This is a genomic window from Rhodobacter sp. SY28-1 (genome assembly GCF_005222785.1).
GTDB lineage: Bacteria > Pseudomonadota > Alphaproteobacteria > Rhodobacterales > Rhodobacteraceae > Tabrizicola.
The window spans coordinates 452,435-472,908 of the sequence record NZ_STGH01000003.1 but is presented as its reverse complement, the minus strand read 5'-3'; the positions used below and the strand labels follow the sequence as shown (position 1 = coordinate 472,908).

Below are 20,474 nucleotides of genomic sequence, written 5' to 3'. Positions count from 1 at the left end.
CTAAATCTTGATCCCGCAAGGAAGGCGCGCGCCCTCATGGCCGATACCCCGGAAGATACTGATAAAAAAGAAGAAAGCCCGGAGCGTCCCAGCTGGCACGGCCCTCAGGTCGACATCGCGGCCGAGATGAAGACCGCCTATCTCGACTACGCGATGAGCGTGATCGTTTCGCGGGCAATTCCCGACCTGCGCGACGGTCTGAAACCCGTCCACCGCCGCATCCTGTTCGCCATGCAGGAATCGGGCAACACGTACGACAAGGCCTACCGCAAATCGGCCCGTCCCGTGGGCGACACGATGGGGAAATACCACCCCCATGGCGACTCTGCGATCTACGACGCGCTGGTGCGGATGGCGCAGCCTTTCAGCATGTCGCTCCCCCTCCTCGACGGCCAGGGCAACTTTGGCAGCATGGATGGCGATAACGCCGCCGCCATGCGCTACACCGAAGTCCGGATGGACAAGCCTTCCGCCTTCCTGCTGGCCGACATCGACAAGGAAACTGTCGACTTCCAGGACAACTACGACGGCAAGGACAAGGAACCCACCGTCCTTCCCGCCCGCTTCCCGAACATGCTGGTCAACGGCGCGGGGGGCATCGCGGTCGGCATGGCCACGAACATCCCGCCGCACAACCTGGGCGAAGTGATCGACGGCACACTGGCGCTGATCGAAAACCCCGACATCTCCATGGAGCAGCTGATGGAGATCATTCCGGCCCCCGACTTCCCGACGGGCGGCCAGATCCTCGGCCGCTCAGGCGCGCGGAAGGCATACCTGGAAGGTCGCGGCTCGGTCATCATCCGCTCCAAGACCCACATTGAGGAGCTCCGCAAGGACCGCTGGGCGATCGTCATCGACGAGATTCCCTACCAGGTCAACAAGGCCACAATGATCGAAAAGATCGCCGAGCTTGTCCGCGAAAAGCGCGTCGAGGGCATCGCCGGGATCGCCGACGAATCCGACCGGATCGGCGTGCGCGTGGTGATCGAACTCAAGCGCGACGCGACGCCCGACGTGGTGCTGAATCAGCTCTTCCGCTTCTCGACCATGCAGGTCAGCTTCGGCTGCAACATGCTGGCCCTGAACGGCGGGAGGCCAGAACAGCTGACCCTTCGCGATTTCCTCAGCTATTTCATTACCTTCCGCGAAGAGGTTGTTGCCCGGCGCACCGCCTATGAACTCCGCAAGGCGCGTGAGCGCAGCCATGTTCTTTGCGGCCTCGCCGTGGCGGTTTCGAACGTTGACGAAGTGGTGGCGACGATCCGCGCCTCGGCAACCCCGGCGGATGCGCGCGAACAGCTCATGACGCGGCGCTGGCCCGCCCATGAGATCGCGCCGTATATACGCCTGATCGACGACCCGTCGCATCCGATCAACGAGGATGGGACCTACAACCTGTCCGAAGTCCAGGCCCGCGCGATCCTGGACCTGCAGCTCCAGCGCCTGACGCAGCTTGGTGTAAAGACGATCACCAACGAGCTTGAGGAACTGGCCGCCAAGATCAAGGACTACCTCGACATCCTCGGCAGCCGCGACCGGATCATGGCGATCATCTCGGACGAACTCCGCGAGGTCAAAGCCCTCTTCGCTGTCCCCCGCCGCACCGAGATCACCGACTGGTCCGGCGACATGGAAGACGAGGATCTGATCGAACGCGAGGATATGGTCGTCACCATCACCTCCGGCGGCTACATCAAGCGCACCTCCCTGGCCGAGTTCCGCGCCCAGAACCGGGGCGGCAAGGGCCTGTCGTCGATGCAGACCAAGGACGACGACGTGGTCACCACGCTTTTCGTCGCAAATACACACACTTGGCTCTTGTTCTTCACAACCGATGGCATGGTCTACAAACTGAAGACCTGGCGCCTGCCCCTTGCGGGCCGCACCGCCAAGGGCAAGGCTCTTGTCAACATCCTTCCCATCCAGAACGGCATCTCCATCGCCGCCCTGATGCCCGTCGACGTGCCGGAAGAAGACTGGGGCAACCTCCAGATCGTCTTCGCGACCTCTGACGGCGACGTCCGGCAGAACGACCTTTCGGACTTCACCAACGTCAAGCGCAACGGCAAGATCGCGATGAACCTGCCCGAGGGTGTCTCCCTCGTGAACGCCGCCATCGCCGACGACCAGGACGACGTGATGCTGGTGACCGAAGCCGGGCGCGCCATCCGCTTCTCCACCACCGAGATCCGCGTCTTCAAATCCCGCGGCTCCACCGGCGTCCGCGGCATCCGTCTGGCTGACGGCGACCACGTCGTCTCCATGTCGATCATCCGCCACTTCGAAGCCACGCCCGAGGAACGCGAAGCCTACCTCAAGCAGCGCCGCCTGATGGCCGGGATCACCGAGGACGACACCGACGACGAGGAAGAAACCGTTGCGGTAGGACAGCTTAGCCCCGAACGCTATGCCGAGATGTCCGCAGCCGAGGACCTGATCCTGACCGTCACCAAGGGCGGCTCGGGCAAGCTTTCCTCCAGCCACGACTACCCCGTCCGGGGCCGTGGAGGCATGGGCGTCAAGGCGATCTCCCCAGGCCCGCGCGGCGGGCGGATCATCGCCTCCTTCCCCGTCGACCTCTCCGACCAGATCATGCTCGCCACCTCCACCGGCCAGTCGATCCGAACCCCGGTCGAGCAGGTCAGCTTCCGCTCCCGCAGCGCAGGCGGCGTCAAGGTCTTCGCCGTCGCCGCGGATGAGGAAGTCGTCTCGGTCGCGCGTGTGGCCGATCAGGGCGATGAGGCTTGACCAGCGCCTCGCAGCCCTCGCGGCTGCGGGGGAGACCGTGACCTACGGCGAGCTCGCCCGTGAGCTCGGCCTCCGCATGGCCGACCTCACCGCCCAGCTTGAAGCCCTGATGGAGGAGGACGCCGCCCAGGGCCGCCCCTTCCGCGCCGCCCTCCTCCGCCAGCGGATCTCGCCCGACCACCTGCCCGCTCCCGGCTTCTTCCAGAAGGCTGCCGAGCTCGGTGCGATGATCGACGATCCGCTCGCCTTTGTCCGGGACCAGCGCCGCTGCCTGCGCTGACCTGCGCACCGGCGCACAATTCCCCTGCCCCAGCACAGAATTTGCACAAATCCGAACCCGTGCAACATGCGTCCATCCGGCAAAAGACCGGGAACACGCGCTCAAGGGATACCATGGAACAGCTCAAGGCCTACTCGCCCCTCATCGCCCGCCTGCTGATCGGCGGCTTCTTCCTCCTCGCCGGTGTCGGCAAGATCGGTGACGTTGCCGGAACCGCTGGCTACATCCAGTCGGTCGGCCTGCCCGGCTTCCTCGCCTGGCCCGCAATCATCTTCGAGATCGCCCTCGGCCTGGCCCTGATCGTCGGCTACCAGACCCGCCTCGCTGCCCTGGCAGGCGCCGCCTTCTGCATCTTCACCGCCGTCTTCTTCCACAACAACTTCGCTGACCAGATGCAGATGGTCATGTTCCTCAAGAACTTCTCGATCGCTGGCGCCTTCCTGATGTTCTTCGCGCACGGCGCGGGCAAGCTGGCCCTCGACAAGGCCTGAACCTTCAGCCGGGGGCACATACCCCCGGCTTCCCTTTTCCGGCGATCCGGCCTAAATCCGGGCCATGACCGAACCCTTGCAAATCATCGGCGGCGGCATGGCAGGCTCGGAGGCCGCCTGGGCCGCAGCAAACCTTGGCGTTCCCGTGGTGATCCACGAGATGCGGCCCAAGGTCGCCACCTTCGCGCACCGGACCGGCGACTTCGCCGAGATGGTCTGCTCGAACTCCTTCCGCTCCGACGACCACGAACGCAACGCCGTGGGCCTGATCCATTGGGAGATGCGTCAGGCCGGCAGCCTGGTGATGGAGATGGCGCAGCAACACCGGCTTCCCGCTGGCGGTGCCTTGGCCGTCGACCGCGACCCCTTCGCCCGTGCCGTCACCGAAAAGCTGAAGTCGCATCCGCTGATTTCCACGTCTTATGAGGAAGTTACCGAACTCCCCTCATCCGGAAACTGGATCATCGCCACCGGCCCGCTGACCAGCCCGTCCCTTGCAGCCTCAATCCGCGCCGCCACCGGGGCCGAGGCGCTGGCCTTCTTCGATGCCATCGCCCCTATCGTATATACAGAGTCCATCGACATGTCCGTCGCCTGGCTGCAAAGCCGCTACGACAAGGGCGAGACCGAGGATGAGCAAAAGGCCTACATCAACTGCCCGATGACGCGGGATCAGTACGAGGCCTTCATTGACGCGCTCCTGGCGGCAGAGAAGACCGAGTTCCACGAAGGTGAGACCGCAGGCTACTTTGACGGCTGCCTGCCCATTGAGGTGATGGCCGAACGCGGTCGCGAAACACTCCGCCACGGCCCGATGAAGCCGGTGGGCCTGACCAACGCGCACAAGCCCGATGAAAAGGCCTATGCCGTGGTTCAGCTGCGCCGCGACAACAAGCTGGGGACGCTTCACAACATCGTCGGCTTCCAGACCAAGATGAAATACGGCGCGCAAACCGCTGTTTTCAAGATGATTCCGGGGCTGGAGAACGCCAGTTTCGCCCGCCTGGGCGGCATTCACCGCAACACCTTCATCAACTCGCCCACGCTGCTCGATGCCCAGATGCGGCTGAAGTCGCGCCCGTATATACGCTTTGCCGGCCAGATCACCGGGGTCGAAGGCTATGTCGAATCTGCCGCGATGGGATTGCTCGCGGGCAGAATGGCCGCGCACGATCTTCTCGGGCGCGAGCTTTCCCCGCCGCCTGCCGAAACCGCGATGGGGGCGCTTGTCACCCACATCACCGGCGGGGCCGAGGCCAAGACCTTCCAGCCGATGAACGTGAACTTCGGCCTCTTCCCCCCCATCGAGGCGAAGGGTGGCCGCAAAGGACGCCACGACCGCTACAAGGCTTACACGGACCGGGCGAAGCAGGCGTTCACGGAATGGCTTTCGTAACCCGCTTCGCCCCCAGCCCGACTGGCCCCCTGCATCTCGGCCACGCCTATTCCGCGATCCTGGCCCATGACATGGCCCGCGCGGCCGCGGGACAGCTCCTTCTGCGGATGGAGGACACCGACCTTGAACGTTGCAAACCGGACTGGGACGATCTGATCCAGGAAGACCTGCGCTGGCTTGGTCTTACCTGGGACGGCCCGATCCACCGCCAGTCCGAACACATTGCCAGCTACAATACACGTCTCGAAGCCCTTGACGGCAAAGGCCTGCTCTATCCCTGCTCCTGCACCCGCTCCGACATCCGCGCCGCCCTCTCTGCCCCACAGGAAGGGGTCGCCTTCAACGTCTACCCCGGCACCTGCCGCCCTCGTGGGATGGAGACCCGCAAGCCCGGCGACGCCCTGCGCCTGAACCTGACCGCCGCACTGGACTTGCTGGCTTCGGCCGACCTGAGCTTCACCGAGACTGGCCCGGCCCATGCCGGCCAGCACCGCGTCGACCCTGATCAGGCACAGCGGCAGATCGGTGACGTGGTCCTGTCGCGCAAGGGCGAGGATATCGTGGCCTACTTCCTCGCCTCGGCCTTCGACGACGCTGACCAGGGCGTGACCCATGTCATCCGGGGCGAGGACCTGTTCGAGTTCACCGCCGTCCAGGTGATCCTGCAGCACCTGTTCGGCCTGCCGACGCCCGTCTACCATCACCACCGCCTGATCCGCGACGATCAGGGCAAGCGGCTGGCCAAGCGTGACGATGCGCGGGCGATCCAGAAGTACCGGGACGACGGCTTCACCCCCGCCGACATCCGGCAAATAGTCGGATTACCAAATCCTTAACGTCCGCGCCCAAGGCTTTGATTTCGCGCAAGGTCTCAGCTTTGTCCACCGTGGACAGGCTGCATGATCTGCACCTCTTCCCCGTCCCGAACCGCCGTATAGAAACACGACCGCCGGTTCGTGTGACAGGCCGGCCCCTCCTGTTCGACCAGCACCAGCAGGCAGTCCCGGTCGCAATCGACCCGCAGTTCCACCAGCCGCTGGTGGTGCCCCGAAGTCTCTCCCTTCACCCAGAACGCCCCCCGCGACCGCGACCAATAGGTGACCTTCCCGGTCTCCAGCGTCGCCGCGACCGAGGCCGCGTTCATCCAGGCCACCATTAGCACCTCGCCCGACGCCGCATCCTGCGTCACGCAAGGCACCAGCCCCGAGGCATCATACTTTAGTGTGGCCGGGTCGAAGGACATGGGCTTCTCCTTGGCAGTCAGTCGGCGCGGGTCTACATAAGGGGTCAGCCGAGGGATTACCATGAGCGACAGCGACCTCATCAAGCTCTACTCCGCCCGCATCCTGGGGCTTGCCGCCGACATCCCGCATCTCGGCCGTCTCCCCACGCCGCAAGGCACCGCCCGCCGCCGCTCGCCCCTCTGCGGTTCGACGGTGACGGCCGACGTGGTCGTTCAAGACGGCCGCATCGCCGACTTCGCCCAGGACGTGAAGGCCTGCGCCCTGGGCCAGGCCTCGGCCGCCGTGCTGGGACAGGTTGTCATCGGCCGTACCCTGCCCGAACTGTACGCCGCCCGCGACGCCCTTCGTGCGATGCTGAAAGAGGGCGGGCCGGTTCCCGCAGCGCCTTTCCAGGGCTACGAGGTCCTCCTCCCTGCCCGCGACTACAAGAACCGCCACGCCTCGATCCTTCTGGCTCTGGAAGCCGTCTGCGAGGCGATGGAGGCCGCCCAGGCCGCTGCCTAGCGACTGCCGCAAAAAAAACCGCCGCACATCCAAAGGGATGGCGGCGGCAGTGGCGCGTCTGGAATGGCGGACGGTGGCCAGGCAATGGCGGGGAAGACCGTCACCCTTGGGGGACAGAGCGCGGGGCAGAAACCTCAGGCAAGACCGGGCAGCGACAAGACTGCGAACAGGATCACGAACAGGGCAGCAAGTCCGACAAGATCCTCAAGAGCCCCGCTGGGCGTCCGGGCAATCAGGCTTTTCATGGCGTCTTTCATCGTGATCTCCATGCTTGTTGCCCGATTGTTCTCATATCGTCGGCAACCTGTAAAGAACTTTTTAAGAACATTAGCGAACAAAGCGCGACAGCCAGCGAATCGAGCCCTGTCAGCCGACCGCCATCAACCGGATCGCACGGTCCTGGTCCATCAGCCACAACAACGCCCGCACCGCCTGCCCGCGCGGGCCGGACAGGTCGGGGTCGTCATGCATCAGCTTGCGCGCGTCCGTCTGTGCCAGCGCCATCAGCGAGGCCTGCCGCTCAAGATCGGCAATGCGGAACCGCGGCAGGCCCGATTGGGCCGTCCCGATCAGATCGCCCGCCCCCCGCATCGCCAGGTCCTCTTCGGCGATGCGGAACCCGTCCTCGGTGTCGCGGATCGTCGTCAGCCGCCGCATCCCCGTTTCGTTCAGCGGGGACTGGTAGAGGAGCAGGCAGGTCGAGGCAGCCTCCCCCCGCCCGACCCTACCGCGCAGCTGGTGCAACTGGGCCAGTCCGAAGCTTTCCGCCTGCTCGATGACCATGATCGTCGCATTGGGGACGTTCACCCCGACCTCGATCACCGTGGTCGCCACCAGAACCGAGGTCTCTCCCGCCACGAACCGCGCCATCGCCGCGTCCTTTTCGGACGGAGGCATCTGGCCATGGACGAGCCCGACCCGGTCACCAAGCGCGGCCCGCAGCACCTTGAACCGCTCCTCGGCGCTGGCATAGTCGACCACTTCGGATTCCTCGACCAGAGGACAGACCCAATAGGCCTGCCTGCCTTCGGCCACTGCCTTGCGCAGGTGATCCACCACCTCGTCCAGCCGCTCGGACGACACCATCGCCGTGCGGATCGGCTTTCTCCCGGCCGGCTTTTCGTCCAGCACCGAGACATCCATGTCGCCATGCGTCGCCAGCGCCAAGGATCGCGGAATCGGCGTTGCCGTCATCACCAGCACGTCGACCGCTTCGCCCTTGGCCCCAAGCTCCATCCGCTGGGCGACGCCGAACCGGTGCTGTTCATCGACGACGGCAAGCCGCAAGTCCCTGAATTCCACATCCTTCTGGAAGACGGCGTGGGTCCCCACCAGAATCGGGATGCGACCCGCCGCAAGGTCCTCCAGCTTCATCGCCCGATCCGCGCCCCGGTCGCGGCCGGTCAGCAGTTCCAGCCGCACCCCCGCTGCCCGGGCCAGGGGGGCCAGCCCCTCGAAATGCTGCCGGGCCAGGATTTCCGTGGGGGCCATCATCACGCCCTGCCCACCGGACTCGACCGCGATCAGCAGCGCCTGGAAGGCCACCAGGGTCTTGCCCGCACCCACATCGCCCTGCAGAAGACGGTTCATCCGCAACGGTTGCGCCATGTCCCGGGCGATTTCCGCCACGGCCCGGACCTGCGCGCCGGTCGGCGCATAAGGCAGACTTTCCAGCACCTTGGCGCGCAAAGCTCCTGCTCCTTGCGTCACGATTCCCTTGCCCTTCCGGATGCGCGCCCGGGCGATGGCCAGTGTCACCTGATGGGCAAACAGTTCGTCATAGGCCAGGCGGACCCGGGCCGGATGGGTCATCGCCAGTGCAGCCGGACCCTCGGGCCCATGCGCCGCCGCCAGCGCCTGTGCCCAGTCCGGCCAGCCTTCGCGCTGCTTCAGCCCCGCGTCGATCCATTCCGCCAGGATCGGCAACCGGGTCAAAGCCCCGGCCACCGCCTTCGCCACAACCCGCTGCGTCAGGCCCGCTGTCAAGGGGTAGACCGGCTCATAGGCCGGGACCTCGCCCGCCTCCTCCAGCCGCAGAACATGGTCGGGGTGCACCATCTGCGCGATGCCGTCGAAGAGTTCGACCTTTCCCGACACCAGCCGCCGCTGGCCCGTCGGCAGCAGGCGCTGCAAGGCCTCGGCCCGCGCGTGAAAGTATACGAGCAGAAACTCAACTTTCCCGTCCCGCACATGCACCCGATACGGCCCGCCCTTGCGGCGAGGCGGGACGTGCTGGCCGATCTCGACTTCGACCGTCAGGGTCGCGGGCGGCACCACGTCCCGCACAGACCCGCGCAAAGCCCGGTCAACGCCCGAATGCGGCAGAAGGTAGAACAGATCCTTCGGCCGGGTCACACCCAGCCCCTCGAAAGCCTTTGCCGCCTTCGGCCCGACGCCCGGCAGGGTCTCCAGCCCGGCAAAGAGCGGGAACAGGACCTCCGGGCGACTCATCCGCCGATCAGCCGCAGCCAGGCGTCCTCGTCGATGATCTCGATGCCCAGCCGCTCGGCGTCCTTGGCCTTGGAGCCCGCGCCCGGCCCCGCCACGACCAGATCGGTCTTCGCGCTGACACTGCCCGCGACCTTGGCGCCCAGGGCTTCGGCCCGCGCCTTGGCTTCGGCCCGGGTCATCTTTTCCAGCGAGCCGGTGAAGACCACGGTCTTGCCCGCGACGGGACTGTCCACCACCCCCCGCGCCTGAACAGGCTGGATCGTCAGTTGCGCTGCCAGCGCGTCGATGGCTGCCCGTTCCGCCGGGTTCTGGAACGCATCGACCAGACTTTGCGCCATCACCTCGCCCACCCCGTTGATCGAGGTCAGTTCGGCCCAGTCCGGCGTGCCCGGGGTGGCCCTGGTGATCGCGGTCTCGAACGCTTCCCAGTTGGTGTAGTGGCGCGCAAGAAGGCCCGCGGCGACCTCGCCCACATGGCGGATGCCGAAGGCGAAGATCAGCCGGTCCAGCGGGATGGTGCGACGCACCTCGATGGCGGCAAACAGCTTGGCGGCCGACACCTCGCCAAAGCCCTCTCGATTCTTCAGCTTTTGCAACGGGTTGTTGGCGTCCCTTTCGGCAAGGGTGAAAATGTCCGCCGGGGTCTTCACCGGCAGGATCGGGTCCTTGAAGAACATCTCGACCTGCTTGGCCCCCAACCCCTCGATATCGAAAGCCCCGCGTGAGACGAAGTGTTTCAACCGCTCCACCGCCTGCGCCGGGCAGATCAGGCCCCCGGTGCAGCGACGGACGGAATCGCCTTCCTCCCGATGCGCGGGGCTGCCACATTCCGGGCAGATCTCCGGGAAAACATAGGGTTGCGATCCGTCCTTGCGGCGCGACAGATCGACATCGGCCACTTTCGGGATCACGTCGCCGGCGCGGTAGACCTGCACCCAGTCGCCGACGCGGATATCCTTGCCGCCCCGGATCGCCTCGCCCCGGGAATCGCGCCCGGCGATGTAGTCCTCGTTGTGCAGCGTGGCGTTCGACACCACCACGCCGCCGACGGTGACCGGCTTCAACCGCGCGACCGGCGACAGCGCCCCGGTGCGGCCGACCTGGATGTCGATCCCCAGAAGCTCGGTCCAGGCGAGTTCAGCCGGGAACTTGTGCGCAATCGCCCAGCGGGGGGTGGAGGAGCGAAAACCGAGCCGCGCCTGCAGGCCCAGGTCGTTCACCTTGTAGACCACCCCGTCGATGTCATATTCCAGCGTCGCCCGCAGCGCCTCGATCCGCCGATATTGGTCGAGCAGTGCCTCCGGCCCATCGCACAGCGTGGTCAGCGGGTTGGTCTGGAACCCCAGCGCCGCCAGCCGGGCAATGGCCGCGGACTGGGTCGTGGCAAGCGGGGCCGAAAGCTCTCCCCAGGCGTAGGCGAAGAACCGCAAGGGCCGGCTTGCGGTGATCCGCGCGTCAAGCTGGCGTAGCGATCCCGCCGCCGCATTCCGAGGATTGGCGAAGGTCTTGTCGCCTGCAGCGGCCTGCCGGTCATTCAGCGCCGCAAAATCGGCGTGCGACATGTAGACCTCGCCCCGCACTTCCAGCACCTGCGGCGCGTCGCCGGTCACGCGTTGCGGAATATCGGCAATCGTGCGGGCGTTCTGCGTCACATCCTCGCCCACCTCGCCGTCACCCCGGGTCGCCGCCTGGACAAGCATGCCGTCTTGATAGCGCAGCGAGAGAGAAAGCCCGTCAATCTTCGGCTCGGCGGTGTAGCTGACTTCACCGGTCAGGCCCAGGAAGCGACGGATGCGGTCGTCGAATTCGGCCACCTCCTCGGCGGCGAAGGCGTTCTCCAGCGACAGCATGCGGACCCGGTGCGGAACCTTGCCGAACCCCTCGGCCACCGTCGCCCCGACCAGATCCGACGGCGAATCCGCCCGCTTCAGGCCGGGAAAGCGCGCCTCGATCGCCAGATTGCGCCGCTTCAGCGCGTCATATTCGGCATCCGAGATTTCGGGTGCGTCCAGCGTGTGATAGGCGGTGTTCGCGGCGGCCAGTGCCTCGGCCAGCCGGGCAAGCTCGGCCCGTGCTTCGGCCTCAGTCAGTGTCTCGACCGCCTTCTCCGTCATCCCCGCCCCCCGGTGCCCATCGGCGAAAGGTTAGGCGGCGGGGCTGCGAAGGTAAAGATCAGGCGCTGGCCGCAAGCTTGGCCTGCCCACCCGACGGATCGCGCAGCACATAGCCACGGCCCCAGACGGTTTCGATGTAGTTGTCACCCCCCGTCGCCTCGGCCAGCTTCTTGCGCAGCTTGCAGATGAAGACGTCGATGATCTTCAGTTCGGGCTCGTCCATCCCGCCGTAGAGATGGTTCAGGAACATCTCCTTGGTCAGCGTGGTGCCCTTCCGCAGGGAGAGAAGCTCCAGCATCTGGTATTCCTTGCCGGTCAGATGCACCGCCTTGCCTTCGACATCCACGGTCTTGGCATCGAGGTTGACCGACACCCGCCCGGTCTTGATGACCGATTGGCTGTGGCCCTTGGACCGGCGGATGATCGCGTGGATGCGGGCGACCAGTTCCTCACGGTGGAAGGGCTTGGTCAGGTAGTCGTCGGCCCCAAAACCGAAGCCTTTCAGCTTGTTCTCGGTATCATCCGCGCCCGACAGGATCAGGATCGGGGTTTCCACCCGCGCCTGCCGCACCTGACGCAGGACCTCATGCCCGCTCATGTCCGGCAGGTTCAGGTCCAGAAGGATCAGGTCATAGTCGTACAGTTTCGCCAGATCGATCCCGTCTTCGCCCATATCGGTGCAATAGACGTTCAGGTTGGCATGGGTCAGCATCATTTCAATGCTGCGCGAGGTCGTGGGGTCGTCCTCTACAAGCAGAATACGCATCGTTCAAAAAGCTCCGCTCCGGTGGTCATCGTTAACGATTTTGCCGGGCAATGGTTAACCGACCGTTACTATGCCAGAGCGCGAATCTGAATCCATCTAAAGTTGTCTGTATTTCCGGATCGCCGTGACTTTCAGGCCATCCTCGCCATGCTTCAACGCCGCTGACCGCCAGAGACCGAACTCTTCCTCGGACAGGGCATAGCGTTCCAGCGCTTCCTTTTCGGGGATCAAGCCATAGACCACCGCCTTGACCACCACCGCCTTCCGGCTGGCCACCCAGCGGCGGGTGTCGCCCGGGGGCAGGTCGGCCCGGGTCAGAATGCTGCCATCCGGCAGGGTCACCTGCCTTGGCCCGTCGACTTTCTTGAGAAACATCACGGTTCCCTCGCTCATTTCTGGCAGAATGACCGAACAGGCTTAATCAATCCTGAAACAGGGGATTGAGAGTGCACAGCATTTTCATATATTGCCCATCATTCCCGTAACCCGGACAATCGTGATGCCCCGCGACCTCGCGCTCAACTCTCTTGGCCTGCCGAAACCCCCGTCCGAGACGCGGGTTGTCGTCGCCATGTCGGGGGGTGTCGACAGCAGCGTGGTGGCCGCGATGCTGGCCGAGGAAGGCTATGACGTCGTAGGCGTCACGCTGCAGCTGTATGACCATGGCGCGGCGCTGGCGAAGAAAGGGGCCTGCTGCGCGGGCCGCGACATCCACGATGCCCGCCGCGTGGCCGAAACGATGGGCTTTCCGCATTACGTCCTCGACTACGAAAACACCTTCCGCGAGGCGGTGATCGAGGAATTCGCCGATGCCTATCTGGCGGGTGCCACGCCCGTCCCCTGCATCCGCTGCAACGAACGGGTGAAGTTCAAGGACCTTCTGGCCACCGCCAAGGATCTTGAGGCCGACTGCATGGCCACCGGGCACTACATCCAGCGCAAGCTTGGGGCCTCGGGACCCGAGCTGCATCAGGCCGCCGACCCCGCGCGGGATCAAAGCTATTTCCTGTTCTCGACCACGCCGGAACAGCTGTCCTACCTGCGCTTCCCGCTGGGCCATCTTGCCTCCAAGGCCGAAACTCGCGCGCTTGCGGCGAAGTATGGCCTGCCTGTCGCGGACAAGCCCGACAGCCAGGACATCTGCTTTGTCCCGAACGGCAACTACGCCGCCGTCATCGAAAAGCTGCGCCCCGGTGCCGCCGATCCCGGCGAAATCGTCGACCTCGACGGCACTGTCCTGGGTGAGCACCGGGGCGTGATCCACTACACCATCGGCCAGCGCAAGGGCCTGGGGATCGGCGGCCTGGGCGAACCCCTTTATGTCGTGAAGCTTGATCCCGAGACGCGCCGCGTCATCGTCGGGCCGAAGGCCGCGCTGTCGACCCGGATTATTCCGGTCAAGGAAATCAACTGGCTGGGCGACACCCCCTTCGACAGCCGTCCGGAGTGGCCACTGCACGTCAAGGTCCGCTCCACCCGCCCCCCGCGCGAGGCGATCATCCGCCCCACGGGCCCAACCACCGCCGAGGTGGAGCTTCTGTCCCCCGAAGACGGGGTCAGCGCCGGGCAGGCGTGCGTGTTCTACGCCCCCGAAGGCAGCCGCATCTTTGGCGGTGGCTGGATCTGGAAAGGATGACCCGTTGAAACACCTGGCCCTCGCCGCGCTGCTGGCGCTGCCCCTGCCCGCCCTTGCCGAAACCCGGGAAGAGCGGGTGGCCGTCGCCACCGAATATGTCGACCTTGCGCTGCAGGGCTTCGACATGTCGGCGGTGATCGAAAACATGTACCAGCCGATCCTGCAACAGGTTGCGGCAGGTGGGCAGACCCTGAGTGACGAACAGGTCGCGCAGATCCGGCAGCTTTATCTGGACACTTTCACCGAACCGATGACCACGCTGATGCGCGATCAGGCGCAGATCATGGCCGACATGATGACCCTGGGCGAGATCACCGCGCTGCGCGACTTCTACGCCACGCCCGAGGGCCGGTCGGTCCTGGCCAAGCTGCCGCAGCTGACGGCGGCGCAGCAGCCGGGCGTGATGGCGCTGATCAATGACAAGATGACCGGGCTGATGCCGCAGGTCCTGGCCATCGTCAACGGCGAAGCGCCCCCAGCACCGAACGCGCAGCCCTGAGGCCAGGGGCCTCACCGCCCTGCCCCAGCCGCTGCATCGTCACTGCCATCGCCTCTTTCTGCGCCGTCGGGTCGGCCAGCACCGCCTCCAGTGCCGGGGCAATGGCATCGGCGCGGCAGGCGGGGCCCAGGAATTCCGGGACGATGCGCGTCTCGCTGACCAGGTTGACCAGCGTCACCGTGTCGATCAGCGACGCGCGTTGCATCAGCCACCAGCTGACCCAGTGCATGTCATAGGCGATCACCATCGGGCAGCCATTCGCCGCCAACTCCAGCGACACCGTCCCCGAGGCCGCCAGCGCGACATCCGCTGCTGCAAAGGCACCCCGCTTGGCAGCGGCATCCTCGATGATCTGCGGCGCGACGGGCCAGGTGGAGGTCAGGTCCCGCACCAGACCCGCCACGCCGCGCACGGTCGGCAAGGCCACACGCAGGTCCGGATGACGGGCCTTCAGGCGACCGATCACCTCACCGAAGACCGGGGCCAGCCGGGACACCTCGCTGCGCCGCGAACCGGGTAGGACGAGGATCAGCGGCCCCTCACCCGCAAACCCCGCCCGCTCCTCTGGCGATGCAAGCGGTTCGGCCACAACCGGATGGCCGACGAAATCGCAGGTCATGCCGGCCGCGGTCATATAGGGCGGCTCGAAGGGCAAGAGCGCCAGCACATGGTCGATCACCCCCGCCATCTTCACCGCCCGACCCGGTCGCCAGGCCCAGACGGACGGCGCGACATAGTGGATCGTGCGCATTTCGGGCCGCGCTGCCTTGACGATCTTCGCCACCCGCAGGCAGAAATCCGGGCTGTCGATCGTCACCAGCGCCTCGGCGCCCGAGGCAAGGGCCGCCTCTGCCGCCTCACGAATCCGGCGCTTCAGGTGGCGATACTTCGGCAGCACCTCGGCGATGCCCATCACCGACAGTTCCTCCATCGGGAAAAGGCTCTCCAGCCCCTCGCCCTGCATCAGCGGCCCGCCGACGCCCGCGTACTCCACTGGCCCCATGGACCGCAGCCCCGCCATCAGCGCCGCCCCAAGCCGATCACCCGAAGGCTCCCCAGCGATCAGGAACAGTTTCAACGGACCGCTCATCGCAGGTCTTCGACCGCTCTTCGCTGCGCCGCGCCCTGCGAAGAGCACTGCGAGAGCCAAGCGATGCGCCCGCCGCGGATCATCCCCGCGCCCAGAGGAAAAGGCCCAGGTCCCGCGCCAGCCGCTGCATCTCGCTCAGGTCCAGACAAATGACCGACCCGGCCTCGAAGGCGATCCCGCCCAGGCCTGCCACCGCAGCCGCGCGCAAGGTATCCGGCCCGATGGTCGGCAGATCGATCCGGCGGTCCTGACCGGGCTTCGCCGCCTTGTAGAACACGCCCCGCCCCCGCGCCGGGTCGGGCCGCAACGCGCCGATCCCTGCCACCTGAGCGAGCAGGACATCGGTGCCGGGAAGCGCCTCGACCCCCAGGCACAGCCCCTGCGCCACCACGGCCCCCTGCCCGACATCCACCGCGCCAAGCGCCGTGACAATCGCCGCAGCCCGGTCTGCATCGGCCTCGTCCCGCGCCGAGACGGTGCCCGCCAGAACCCCTGCCCCCGGCAACAGCGCGGGCGCAATCGTCTCGACGCCCACGACCGCGAAGCCGAACTCCTCGAAAATGCCGATCACCGCGCGCAAGGTCGCATCGTCGCCCGCCGCCATCGCCTGCATCAGCCGTGGCAAAAGGCCCGCTGTGCCCTCATCCAGCAGCGCCGGGTCCAGCCTCGGGCGCGTCACCGCCCCGGCAAAGACAACCTGGCCCACGCCATCCCGTTCCAGCGCGCGCAGGAAGGGTACCAGCCGTTCGACCCGGAAGGTCAGATCGACCGTCAGCCCCTCGGGCGCGAACCCGTCCATCGCGGCGACAAGCGGAGCCTCAGTCATCGCCGCCGCCAGCGCTGCAGGCAACCGCCCCTGTCCTGCTATGACCGCCGTCTTCACCGGCCGCCCTTCGGGGTCAGGAAGCTGCGGTCGGACTTCGACAGGATGAAATCGGCAATCTCGCGGACCAGGGGATTGTCGCTCTCCTCGGCCAGTTTGCGGGCGCGGTCCAGGAAACTGCCGTCTTCCTGCGCCAGCGTCTGATAGGCGGCCCGCAAGGCGGTGATCCCGGCGCGGTCCACGCCCCGCCGCTTCAGACCCACCAGATTCAGCCCGTCCAACTCACCCCGAGGGGCCTGCACCAGGCCATAGGGAATGACATCGTTCGTGACCATCGTCACCGCTCCGATGATCGCGCCCTGGCCGATGCGCACCCATTGGTGCACGCCGGACAACCCGCCCACGATTACGTCGTCCCCCAGCACGCAATGCCCCGCGATGGCCACGTTGTTCACCAGGATCACCCGGTCGCCGATCTGCGCATCGTGCCCGACATGGGCCCCGGTCATGATCAGGACATCGTCGCCGACACGAGTCACCCCGCCGCCGCCATCTGTCCCCGTGTTCAGCGTCGCCGCCTCGCGGATCCGGCAGCGCTTGCCCACGATCAACCGCGTATGCTCGCCGTGATACTTCAGATCCTGCGGCACTTCGCCCACCGTGGCGAAGGGAAAGATCACCGTCTCGTCGCCGATCTCGGTCCAGCCCGTCACCACCGCATGTGACTTGATCTCAACCCGCGCACCCAGAACCACCTCGGGCCCGATCAGCGAGAAGGGACCGACCACGCAGCCCTCACCGACGACCGCGCCGGTCTCGACCACGGCAGAGGGATGGATGCGCGCCGATGGATGAATGAACATGCCCCGGCTCACGCCTTCGCAACGTCGAACATCGCCATGAACGTGGCCTCGCAGGCCAGCTCGCCCTCGACCATCGCGCGGCCTTCGAACTTCCAGACCCGGCCCCCGCCACGCAGCGCCTTGACGTGCAGCTCCAGCACATCGCCCGGCACGACCTTGCGACGAAACTTCACCCCGTCCACGCCCATGAAGAAGACCTTGGCATTCTTGTCGACCAGATCCATCGACAGCCCGACCAGGACACCGCTTGTCTGCGCCATCGCCTCGATGATCATCACGCCGGGAAAGATCGGCATGCCCGGGAAATGGCCCTGGAACTGCGGCTCGTTCAGGGTGATGCACTTGATGCCGACGCAGGACTCGTTGATCACGATGTCCCGCACCTTGTCGATCAAGAGGAATGGATACCGATGCGGAATGATCCGCTGGATCAGGTCCAGATCGGCATGTGTCGCAGCAGCAGCATCCATTGTGTCACCCCTTCCCGGCCTTCAACCAAACGGCTTTCGGTCTAGCTAGCAAGTCGCGCAGGATGGCACAAGTTGGTCAGGGTGCCGGTGCGGGCTTCTCTGCCAGCGCGACATTCACCCGCGCGATGGCTTCCTCCGTGATGTCCACCGCCGACAGCGACAGGATGACAAGGTTCTTGTCCAGAATCGCCGTCGCCTTCTTGTCGCTCAGAAGCTGGCCCAGAACCGGGACGGCGACGTCAAGGAACGCCTTCCGGTCCTTGTCGCGCCCCTCGGTCAGACGGCTGGCCTTTGCATCCTGCTCGGCGCGGATGCGTTCCACTTTCTCGTCGAAGGCCGCCGCCTTGGCGGCGAAATCCTCGGGCGTCAGGGTTGCCCTGGCGTCGGTCAGCGCACGTTCCTCGGCGACCAGTTCCGCCTCGATCTTGCGGTTCTCCTGCTCAAGCGCGGCAGAGGCCGCACGCTCGCGTTCGACCACTGCCTTGCCGAAATCCGATTCCAGAAACAAACGATCCTGATCCAGCGTCAGGAGCGGCACCGGCGCCTCCTGCGCAACAGCCGGAGGCCCGAATGCCACCAGACACGCGAAGACGCAGGCCCGCAACCAGCCGGGCCCGTTTCCGCGCCGCCCGCCCATCGTCAGAACTTGGTCGAGACGGTCAGGTCGAACGACTGTTCCTTGTCGTAGTCTTCCTTGACAAGGGCGCGGCTGAAGTTGAACCGCAGCGGACCAATCGGGGTCGTCCAGAACACGGACAGGCCCACCGTAGCACGCGGGTTGAATCCGTCATCAACCGTTCCGCCTGCCCCAGCGGTGTTGTCCAGGCTCCAGACCGAGCCGACGTCGAAGAACGCCCCACCCGTGATGCCGTATTCTTCCGGCAAGCCCAACGGGAAGTCCGCCTCAAACCGCGCGACAGCGAACATGTTCCCGCCAAGCGCATCCTGGTCGGTAGCGCCCAGATCGCGCGGCCCGATCCCATTCGGTTCGAACCCGCGGATCTTGCCACTCCCGAAGAATCGGTCGGTCACACGCGTGACATTGCCCCCCAATGATGTGATCGCCCCGCCTTCGAAGATCGCGCGCAGCGTCACTTCCTCGTTCAGCACCTTGGTTTCGGCCAGCGCCAGCGCCGTAGTCTCGATGTATTCGTTGTCGCCGCCCAGCCCCGCGAATTCCTGACCAAAGCGCAGCAGAACCCCGCCTTTCGGGTTCAGGCCCGTGATGCGGTTGTCGAATTCGTACGTGTAGCCCACTGACACTGTCGTCAAAGCGCCTCGCGCCTCTTCAGCCTGGATAATCGGCGAGTCGCCCTCATAGTTGAACAGCTTGTCCTCGGCGACGCCGATCCGCAGGTCGAGGGTCGACTGCTCGCCGACCGGAAAACCGATGCCGGTGGTGAAGCCGATGTTCCGCGTGTCATAGACCGAGAAGTCGGATTCCGAGGTCCGGTAAAAGGCGCCGATCGTAAAGCTCAGATCCCGGCCCAGGAACGCCGGTTCGGTGAAGCTGAAGCTGGAATTCTGGTTGCTGTCGGCGGTCGAGATGGATGCCGACAATCTCTGGCCGCGTCCAAGGAAGTTGGTTTCCGAGAACCCGACATTGATACCGGTCCCGGTCGCCACGGAATAGCTCAGGCCAAAGCTCAGCGAGCCGGTCGGCTGCTCTTCGACGTCGACGTTGACGACGACCTGGTCCGCTGCGGACCCCTGTTCGGCGTTGACCTGCGCATCCGAGAAGAAGCCGAGCGCCCGGATGCGTTCCGCCGCCTGGCGGATTTCGCGCGGGTTGAAGGGGTCGCCTTCGCTGGTGCGGAACTGGCGCCGGATCACCTGGTCCAGCGTGGTCGTGTTGCCTTCGATGTCGATCCGCTCGACGAACACCCGCTCGCCGCGCACGATCGCGAACTCGATGTCGACCGCCTGGCCCCGGTCATTGCGGGTGATGCGCGGCTCGACGCGGATGAAGTTCAGCCCCTTCTTCAGGGCCAGAGTCTCCATCCGGGTGATGTTGTTGTCGATCAGGAGCGGGCTGTAGGTCTGCCCCGTCCGGATCTTCTGTACCGCCTCGAATTCGGCCGCGTCCAGCCCCTCGACCTCGGACACCGTGCTGATGTTGCCGATCGTGTAGGGCAGGCCTTCACGCACCGTGAAGGTCACGAAGGTCGCGTCCCGCTCGCGGCTGACTTCGGCGCTGGCATCCAGGATCTGGAAATCGATATAGCCGCGCGACAGGTAGAAGTCGGTCAGGACCTTGCGGTCCAGCTCCAGCCGCTCGGCGACATAGGTGTCGCGCTGGATCAGGTTGCGCAGGAACCCGGCCTGCTTGGTTTCCAGGACCTGCCGCAGACGGCGATCCGAAAAAGCCTTGTTGCCGACAAAGGACAGCCGCTCGATCTCGACGACGCGGCCTTCGGTGATCTCGAACACCAGGTCGACCCGGTTGTCATTGCGCCGGATGATCTTCGGCGTCACCTGCGCCGCGAGACGACCCGCCACGCGATAGGCCTCGGCAATGGCGGCAGCGTCCGATTCCGCCAGCGCCGGCGAATAGACACGGCGCGGCTGCGACTGGATCAGTTCGGCCAGCCGTTCATCCTTCAGGCGCTTGTTGCCCTCAATGCTGATCACGTTGACGATCGGGTATTCCTGCACCCGGATCAGCAGCGTCGATCCCTGTGGCACCAGCTCGACAGTTTCGAACAGATTCGAGTTCAGGATTCGCTGATAGGCGTCGTTCAGCTGCGCCGCCGAAACCTCTTCGCCGCGCTTGATTCCGGCATAGTTGAGGATGGTCGCCGCATCGACCCGCTCATTGCCTTCGATGGTCACGTTCGAAAACGAAAAGACCTGCGCGAAGGCCGGATGGAGGAACGGCTGCGAAACCGTTGCGGCGCCGATGAAAACCGCCGTCGCCAGCAGACGAGCCCTTGACCTTGCCCGGGCAGACCGCCCCTTGGCCACGCTCTGGGTCATCCGCATAGTACATCCTCGCCGAAATTATTCTTTCCGGACTGGTTACCGGGAAAGCAAAGCTTTGTCAAAAGCCTGCGGTCCTTGTGGATAACTTTGCAAGATGTTGTGGTATAACGGCAA

20 protein-coding genes are annotated in these 20,474 nt (G+C 65.4%); 8 read left to right on the top strand and 12 right to left on the bottom strand.

What is annotated here, in order from left to right:
• Nucleotides 1–36: 36 nt before the first annotated feature.
• The 5 genes from gyrA to gluQRS all read left to right on the top strand — a co-directional run bounded on the left by gyrA (nucleotide 37) and on the right by gluQRS (nucleotide 5,754).
• Nucleotides 37–2,751, top strand: a complete 2,715-nt coding sequence (gyrA, locus tag E8M84_RS16440) for a DNA gyrase subunit A (RefSeq protein ID WP_137112289.1) — start codon at nucleotides 37–39, stop codon at nucleotides 2,749–2,751.
• A complete protein-coding gene (locus E8M84_RS21545) occupies nucleotides 2,741–3,031 on the top strand; it encodes a hypothetical protein (protein WP_170971970.1) in 291 nt (96 codons plus the stop codon). Before gyrA ends, E8M84_RS21545 begins: the two co-directional genes overlap by 11 nt.
• Before the next feature lie 113 nt (nucleotides 3,032–3,144).
• Nucleotides 3,145–3,522 (top strand): DoxX family protein, encoded by a 378-nt coding sequence (locus E8M84_RS16430; protein ID WP_137112287.1) that lies wholly within the window; start codon nucleotides 3,145–3,147, stop codon nucleotides 3,520–3,522.
• A 64-nt stretch (nucleotides 3,523–3,586) separates the two neighbouring features.
• Nucleotides 3,587–4,918 (top strand): methylenetetrahydrofolate--tRNA-(uracil(54)-C(5))-methyltransferase (FADH(2)-oxidizing) TrmFO, encoded by a 1,332-nt coding sequence (gene trmFO / locus E8M84_RS16425; protein WP_137112286.1) that lies wholly within the window; start codon nucleotides 3,587–3,589, stop codon nucleotides 4,916–4,918.
• Entirely contained in the window at nucleotides 4,906–5,754 is an 849-nt protein-coding gene (gene gluQRS, locus E8M84_RS16420) for a tRNA glutamyl-Q(34) synthetase GluQRS (RefSeq protein WP_137112285.1), read from the top strand. Before trmFO ends, gluQRS begins: the two co-directional genes overlap by 13 nt.
• A gap of 35 nt (nucleotides 5,755–5,789) precedes the next feature.
• Here gluQRS and hisI read toward each other — a convergent pair whose 3' ends face one another.
• Nucleotides 5,790–6,161, bottom strand: coding sequence for a phosphoribosyl-AMP cyclohydrolase (hisI, locus tag E8M84_RS16415; protein WP_137112284.1), 372 nt, complete (start codon nucleotides 6,159–6,161; stop codon nucleotides 5,790–5,792).
• Between the two features lie 61 nt (nucleotides 6,162–6,222).
• Here hisI and E8M84_RS16410 point away from each other — a divergent pair, with 61 nt between their 5' ends.
• The gene (locus E8M84_RS16410) at nucleotides 6,223–6,666 is read left to right on the top strand and encodes an iron-sulfur cluster assembly scaffold protein (RefSeq protein ID WP_137112283.1); all 444 of its coding nucleotides are present in this window, start codon (nucleotides 6,223–6,225) and stop codon (nucleotides 6,664–6,666) included.
• A 134-nt stretch (nucleotides 6,667–6,800) separates the two neighbouring features.
• On the opposite strand, the gene E8M84_RS21810 is transcribed toward E8M84_RS16410, so the two are convergent.
• From E8M84_RS21810 to E8M84_RS16390, 5 genes are all read right to left on the bottom strand, one after another.
• Nucleotides 6,801–6,923, bottom strand: a complete 123-nt coding sequence (locus E8M84_RS21810; RefSeq protein ID WP_276607129.1) for a hypothetical protein — start codon at nucleotides 6,921–6,923, stop codon at nucleotides 6,801–6,803.
• A 109-nt stretch (nucleotides 6,924–7,032) separates the two neighbouring features.
• Nucleotides 7,033–9,117 carry an ATP-dependent DNA helicase RecG gene (gene recG, locus E8M84_RS16405; protein ID WP_137112282.1) on the bottom strand — a complete coding sequence of 695 codons (2,085 nt, stop codon included), beginning with the start codon at nucleotides 9,115–9,117 and terminating at the stop codon, nucleotides 7,033–7,035.
• Nucleotides 9,114–11,231 (bottom strand): NAD-dependent DNA ligase LigA, encoded by a 2,118-nt coding sequence (gene ligA / locus E8M84_RS16400; protein ID WP_137112281.1) that lies wholly within the window; start codon nucleotides 11,229–11,231, stop codon nucleotides 9,114–9,116. Before ligA ends, recG begins: the two co-directional genes overlap by 4 nt.
• 58 nt (nucleotides 11,232–11,289) lie before the next feature.
• Entirely contained in the window at nucleotides 11,290–11,997 is a 708-nt protein-coding gene (gene ctrA, locus E8M84_RS16395; RefSeq protein ID WP_137112280.1) for a response regulator transcription factor CtrA, read from the bottom strand.
• A 96-nt stretch (nucleotides 11,998–12,093) separates the two neighbouring features.
• Nucleotides 12,094–12,372, bottom strand: a complete 279-nt coding sequence (locus E8M84_RS16390; RefSeq protein ID WP_137112790.1) for a DUF1153 domain-containing protein — start codon at nucleotides 12,370–12,372, stop codon at nucleotides 12,094–12,096.
• A 124-nt stretch (nucleotides 12,373–12,496) separates the two neighbouring features.
• On the opposite strand from E8M84_RS16390, the gene mnmA reads away from it, so the two are divergent.
• Entirely contained in the window at nucleotides 12,497–13,633 is a 1,137-nt protein-coding gene (gene mnmA, locus E8M84_RS16385; protein WP_137112279.1) for a tRNA 2-thiouridine(34) synthase MnmA, read from the top strand.
• Between the two features lie 4 nt (nucleotides 13,634–13,637).
• A complete protein-coding gene (locus E8M84_RS16380; protein ID WP_137112278.1) occupies nucleotides 13,638–14,132 on the top strand; it encodes a DUF2059 domain-containing protein in 495 nt (164 codons plus the stop codon).
• Here E8M84_RS16380 and lpxB read toward each other — a convergent pair.
• From lpxB to bamA, 6 genes are all read right to left on the bottom strand, one after another.
• Complete coding sequence (gene lpxB, locus E8M84_RS16375; RefSeq protein ID WP_137112789.1) at nucleotides 14,092–15,210, bottom strand: lipid-A-disaccharide synthase; 1,119 nt, start codon at nucleotides 15,208–15,210, stop codon at nucleotides 14,092–14,094. The two genes, E8M84_RS16380 and lpxB, sit on opposite strands and share 41 nt — an antisense overlap.
• 91 nt (nucleotides 15,211–15,301) lie before the next feature.
• Nucleotides 15,302–16,105, bottom strand: a complete 804-nt coding sequence (locus E8M84_RS16370) for an LpxI family protein (protein WP_276607128.1) — start codon at nucleotides 16,103–16,105, stop codon at nucleotides 15,302–15,304.
• Complete coding sequence (gene lpxA, locus E8M84_RS16365) at nucleotides 16,102–16,908, bottom strand: acyl-ACP--UDP-N-acetylglucosamine O-acyltransferase (RefSeq protein ID WP_137112277.1); 807 nt, start codon at nucleotides 16,906–16,908, stop codon at nucleotides 16,102–16,104. The genes E8M84_RS16370 and lpxA overlap by 4 nt, the downstream gene beginning before the upstream one ends.
• Before the next feature lie 8 nt (nucleotides 16,909–16,916).
• On the bottom strand, nucleotides 16,917–17,378 hold the full coding sequence (gene fabZ / locus E8M84_RS16360; protein WP_137112276.1) for a 3-hydroxyacyl-ACP dehydratase FabZ: 462 nt from the start codon (nucleotides 17,376–17,378) through the stop codon (nucleotides 16,917–16,919).
• 76 nt (nucleotides 17,379–17,454) lie between these two features.
• Complete coding sequence (locus E8M84_RS16355) at nucleotides 17,455–17,916, bottom strand: OmpH family outer membrane protein (RefSeq protein ID WP_170971969.1); 462 nt, start codon at nucleotides 17,914–17,916, stop codon at nucleotides 17,455–17,457.
• Nucleotides 17,917–18,017: 101 nt separating this feature from the next.
• Nucleotides 18,018–20,360, bottom strand: coding sequence for an outer membrane protein assembly factor BamA (bamA, locus tag E8M84_RS16350; protein WP_394347428.1), 2,343 nt, complete (start codon nucleotides 20,358–20,360; stop codon nucleotides 18,018–18,020).
• Nucleotides 20,361–20,474 lie beyond the last annotated feature (114 nt).

Coding starts and splice junctions, on each gene's coding strand:
- gyrA (WP_137112289.1), top strand. CDS start 37: ATGGCCGATACCCCGGAAGATACTGATAAAAAAGAAGAAAGCCCGGAG.
- E8M84_RS21545 (WP_170971970.1), top strand. CDS start 2,741: ATGAGGCTTGACCAGCGCCTCGCAGCCCTCGCGGCTGCGGGGGAGACC.
- E8M84_RS16430 (WP_137112287.1), top strand. CDS start 3,145: ATGGAACAGCTCAAGGCCTACTCGCCCCTCATCGCCCGCCTGCTGATC.
- trmFO (WP_137112286.1), top strand. CDS start 3,587: ATGACCGAACCCTTGCAAATCATCGGCGGCGGCATGGCAGGCTCGGAG.
- gluQRS (WP_137112285.1), top strand. CDS start 4,906: ATGGCTTTCGTAACCCGCTTCGCCCCCAGCCCGACTGGCCCCCTGCAT.
- hisI (WP_137112284.1), bottom strand. CDS start 6,161: ATGTCCTTCGACCCGGCCACACTAAAGTATGATGCCTCGGGGCTGGTG.
- E8M84_RS16410 (WP_137112283.1), top strand. CDS start 6,223: ATGAGCGACAGCGACCTCATCAAGCTCTACTCCGCCCGCATCCTGGGG.
- E8M84_RS21810 (WP_276607129.1), bottom strand. CDS start 6,923: ATGAAAGACGCCATGAAAAGCCTGATTGCCCGGACGCCCAGCGGGGCT.
- recG (WP_137112282.1), bottom strand. CDS start 9,117: ATGAGTCGCCCGGAGGTCCTGTTCCCGCTCTTTGCCGGGCTGGAGACC.
- ligA (WP_137112281.1), bottom strand. CDS start 11,231: ATGACGGAGAAGGCGGTCGAGACACTGACTGAGGCCGAAGCACGGGCC.
- ctrA (WP_137112280.1), bottom strand. CDS start 11,997: ATGCGTATTCTGCTTGTAGAGGACGACCCCACGACCTCGCGCAGCATT.
- E8M84_RS16390 (WP_137112790.1), bottom strand. CDS start 12,372: ATGTTTCTCAAGAAAGTCGACGGGCCAAGGCAGGTGACCCTGCCGGAT.
- mnmA (WP_137112279.1), top strand. CDS start 12,497: ATGCCCCGCGACCTCGCGCTCAACTCTCTTGGCCTGCCGAAACCCCCG.
- lpxA (WP_137112277.1), bottom strand. CDS start 16,908: ATGTTCATTCATCCATCGGCGCGCATCCATCCCTCTGCCGTGGTCGAG.
- fabZ (WP_137112276.1), bottom strand. CDS start 17,378: ATGGATGCTGCTGCTGCGACACATGCCGATCTGGACCTGATCCAGCGG.
- bamA (WP_394347428.1), bottom strand. CDS start 20,360: ATGCGGATGACCCAGAGCGTGGCCAAGGGGCGGTCTGCCCGGGCAAGG.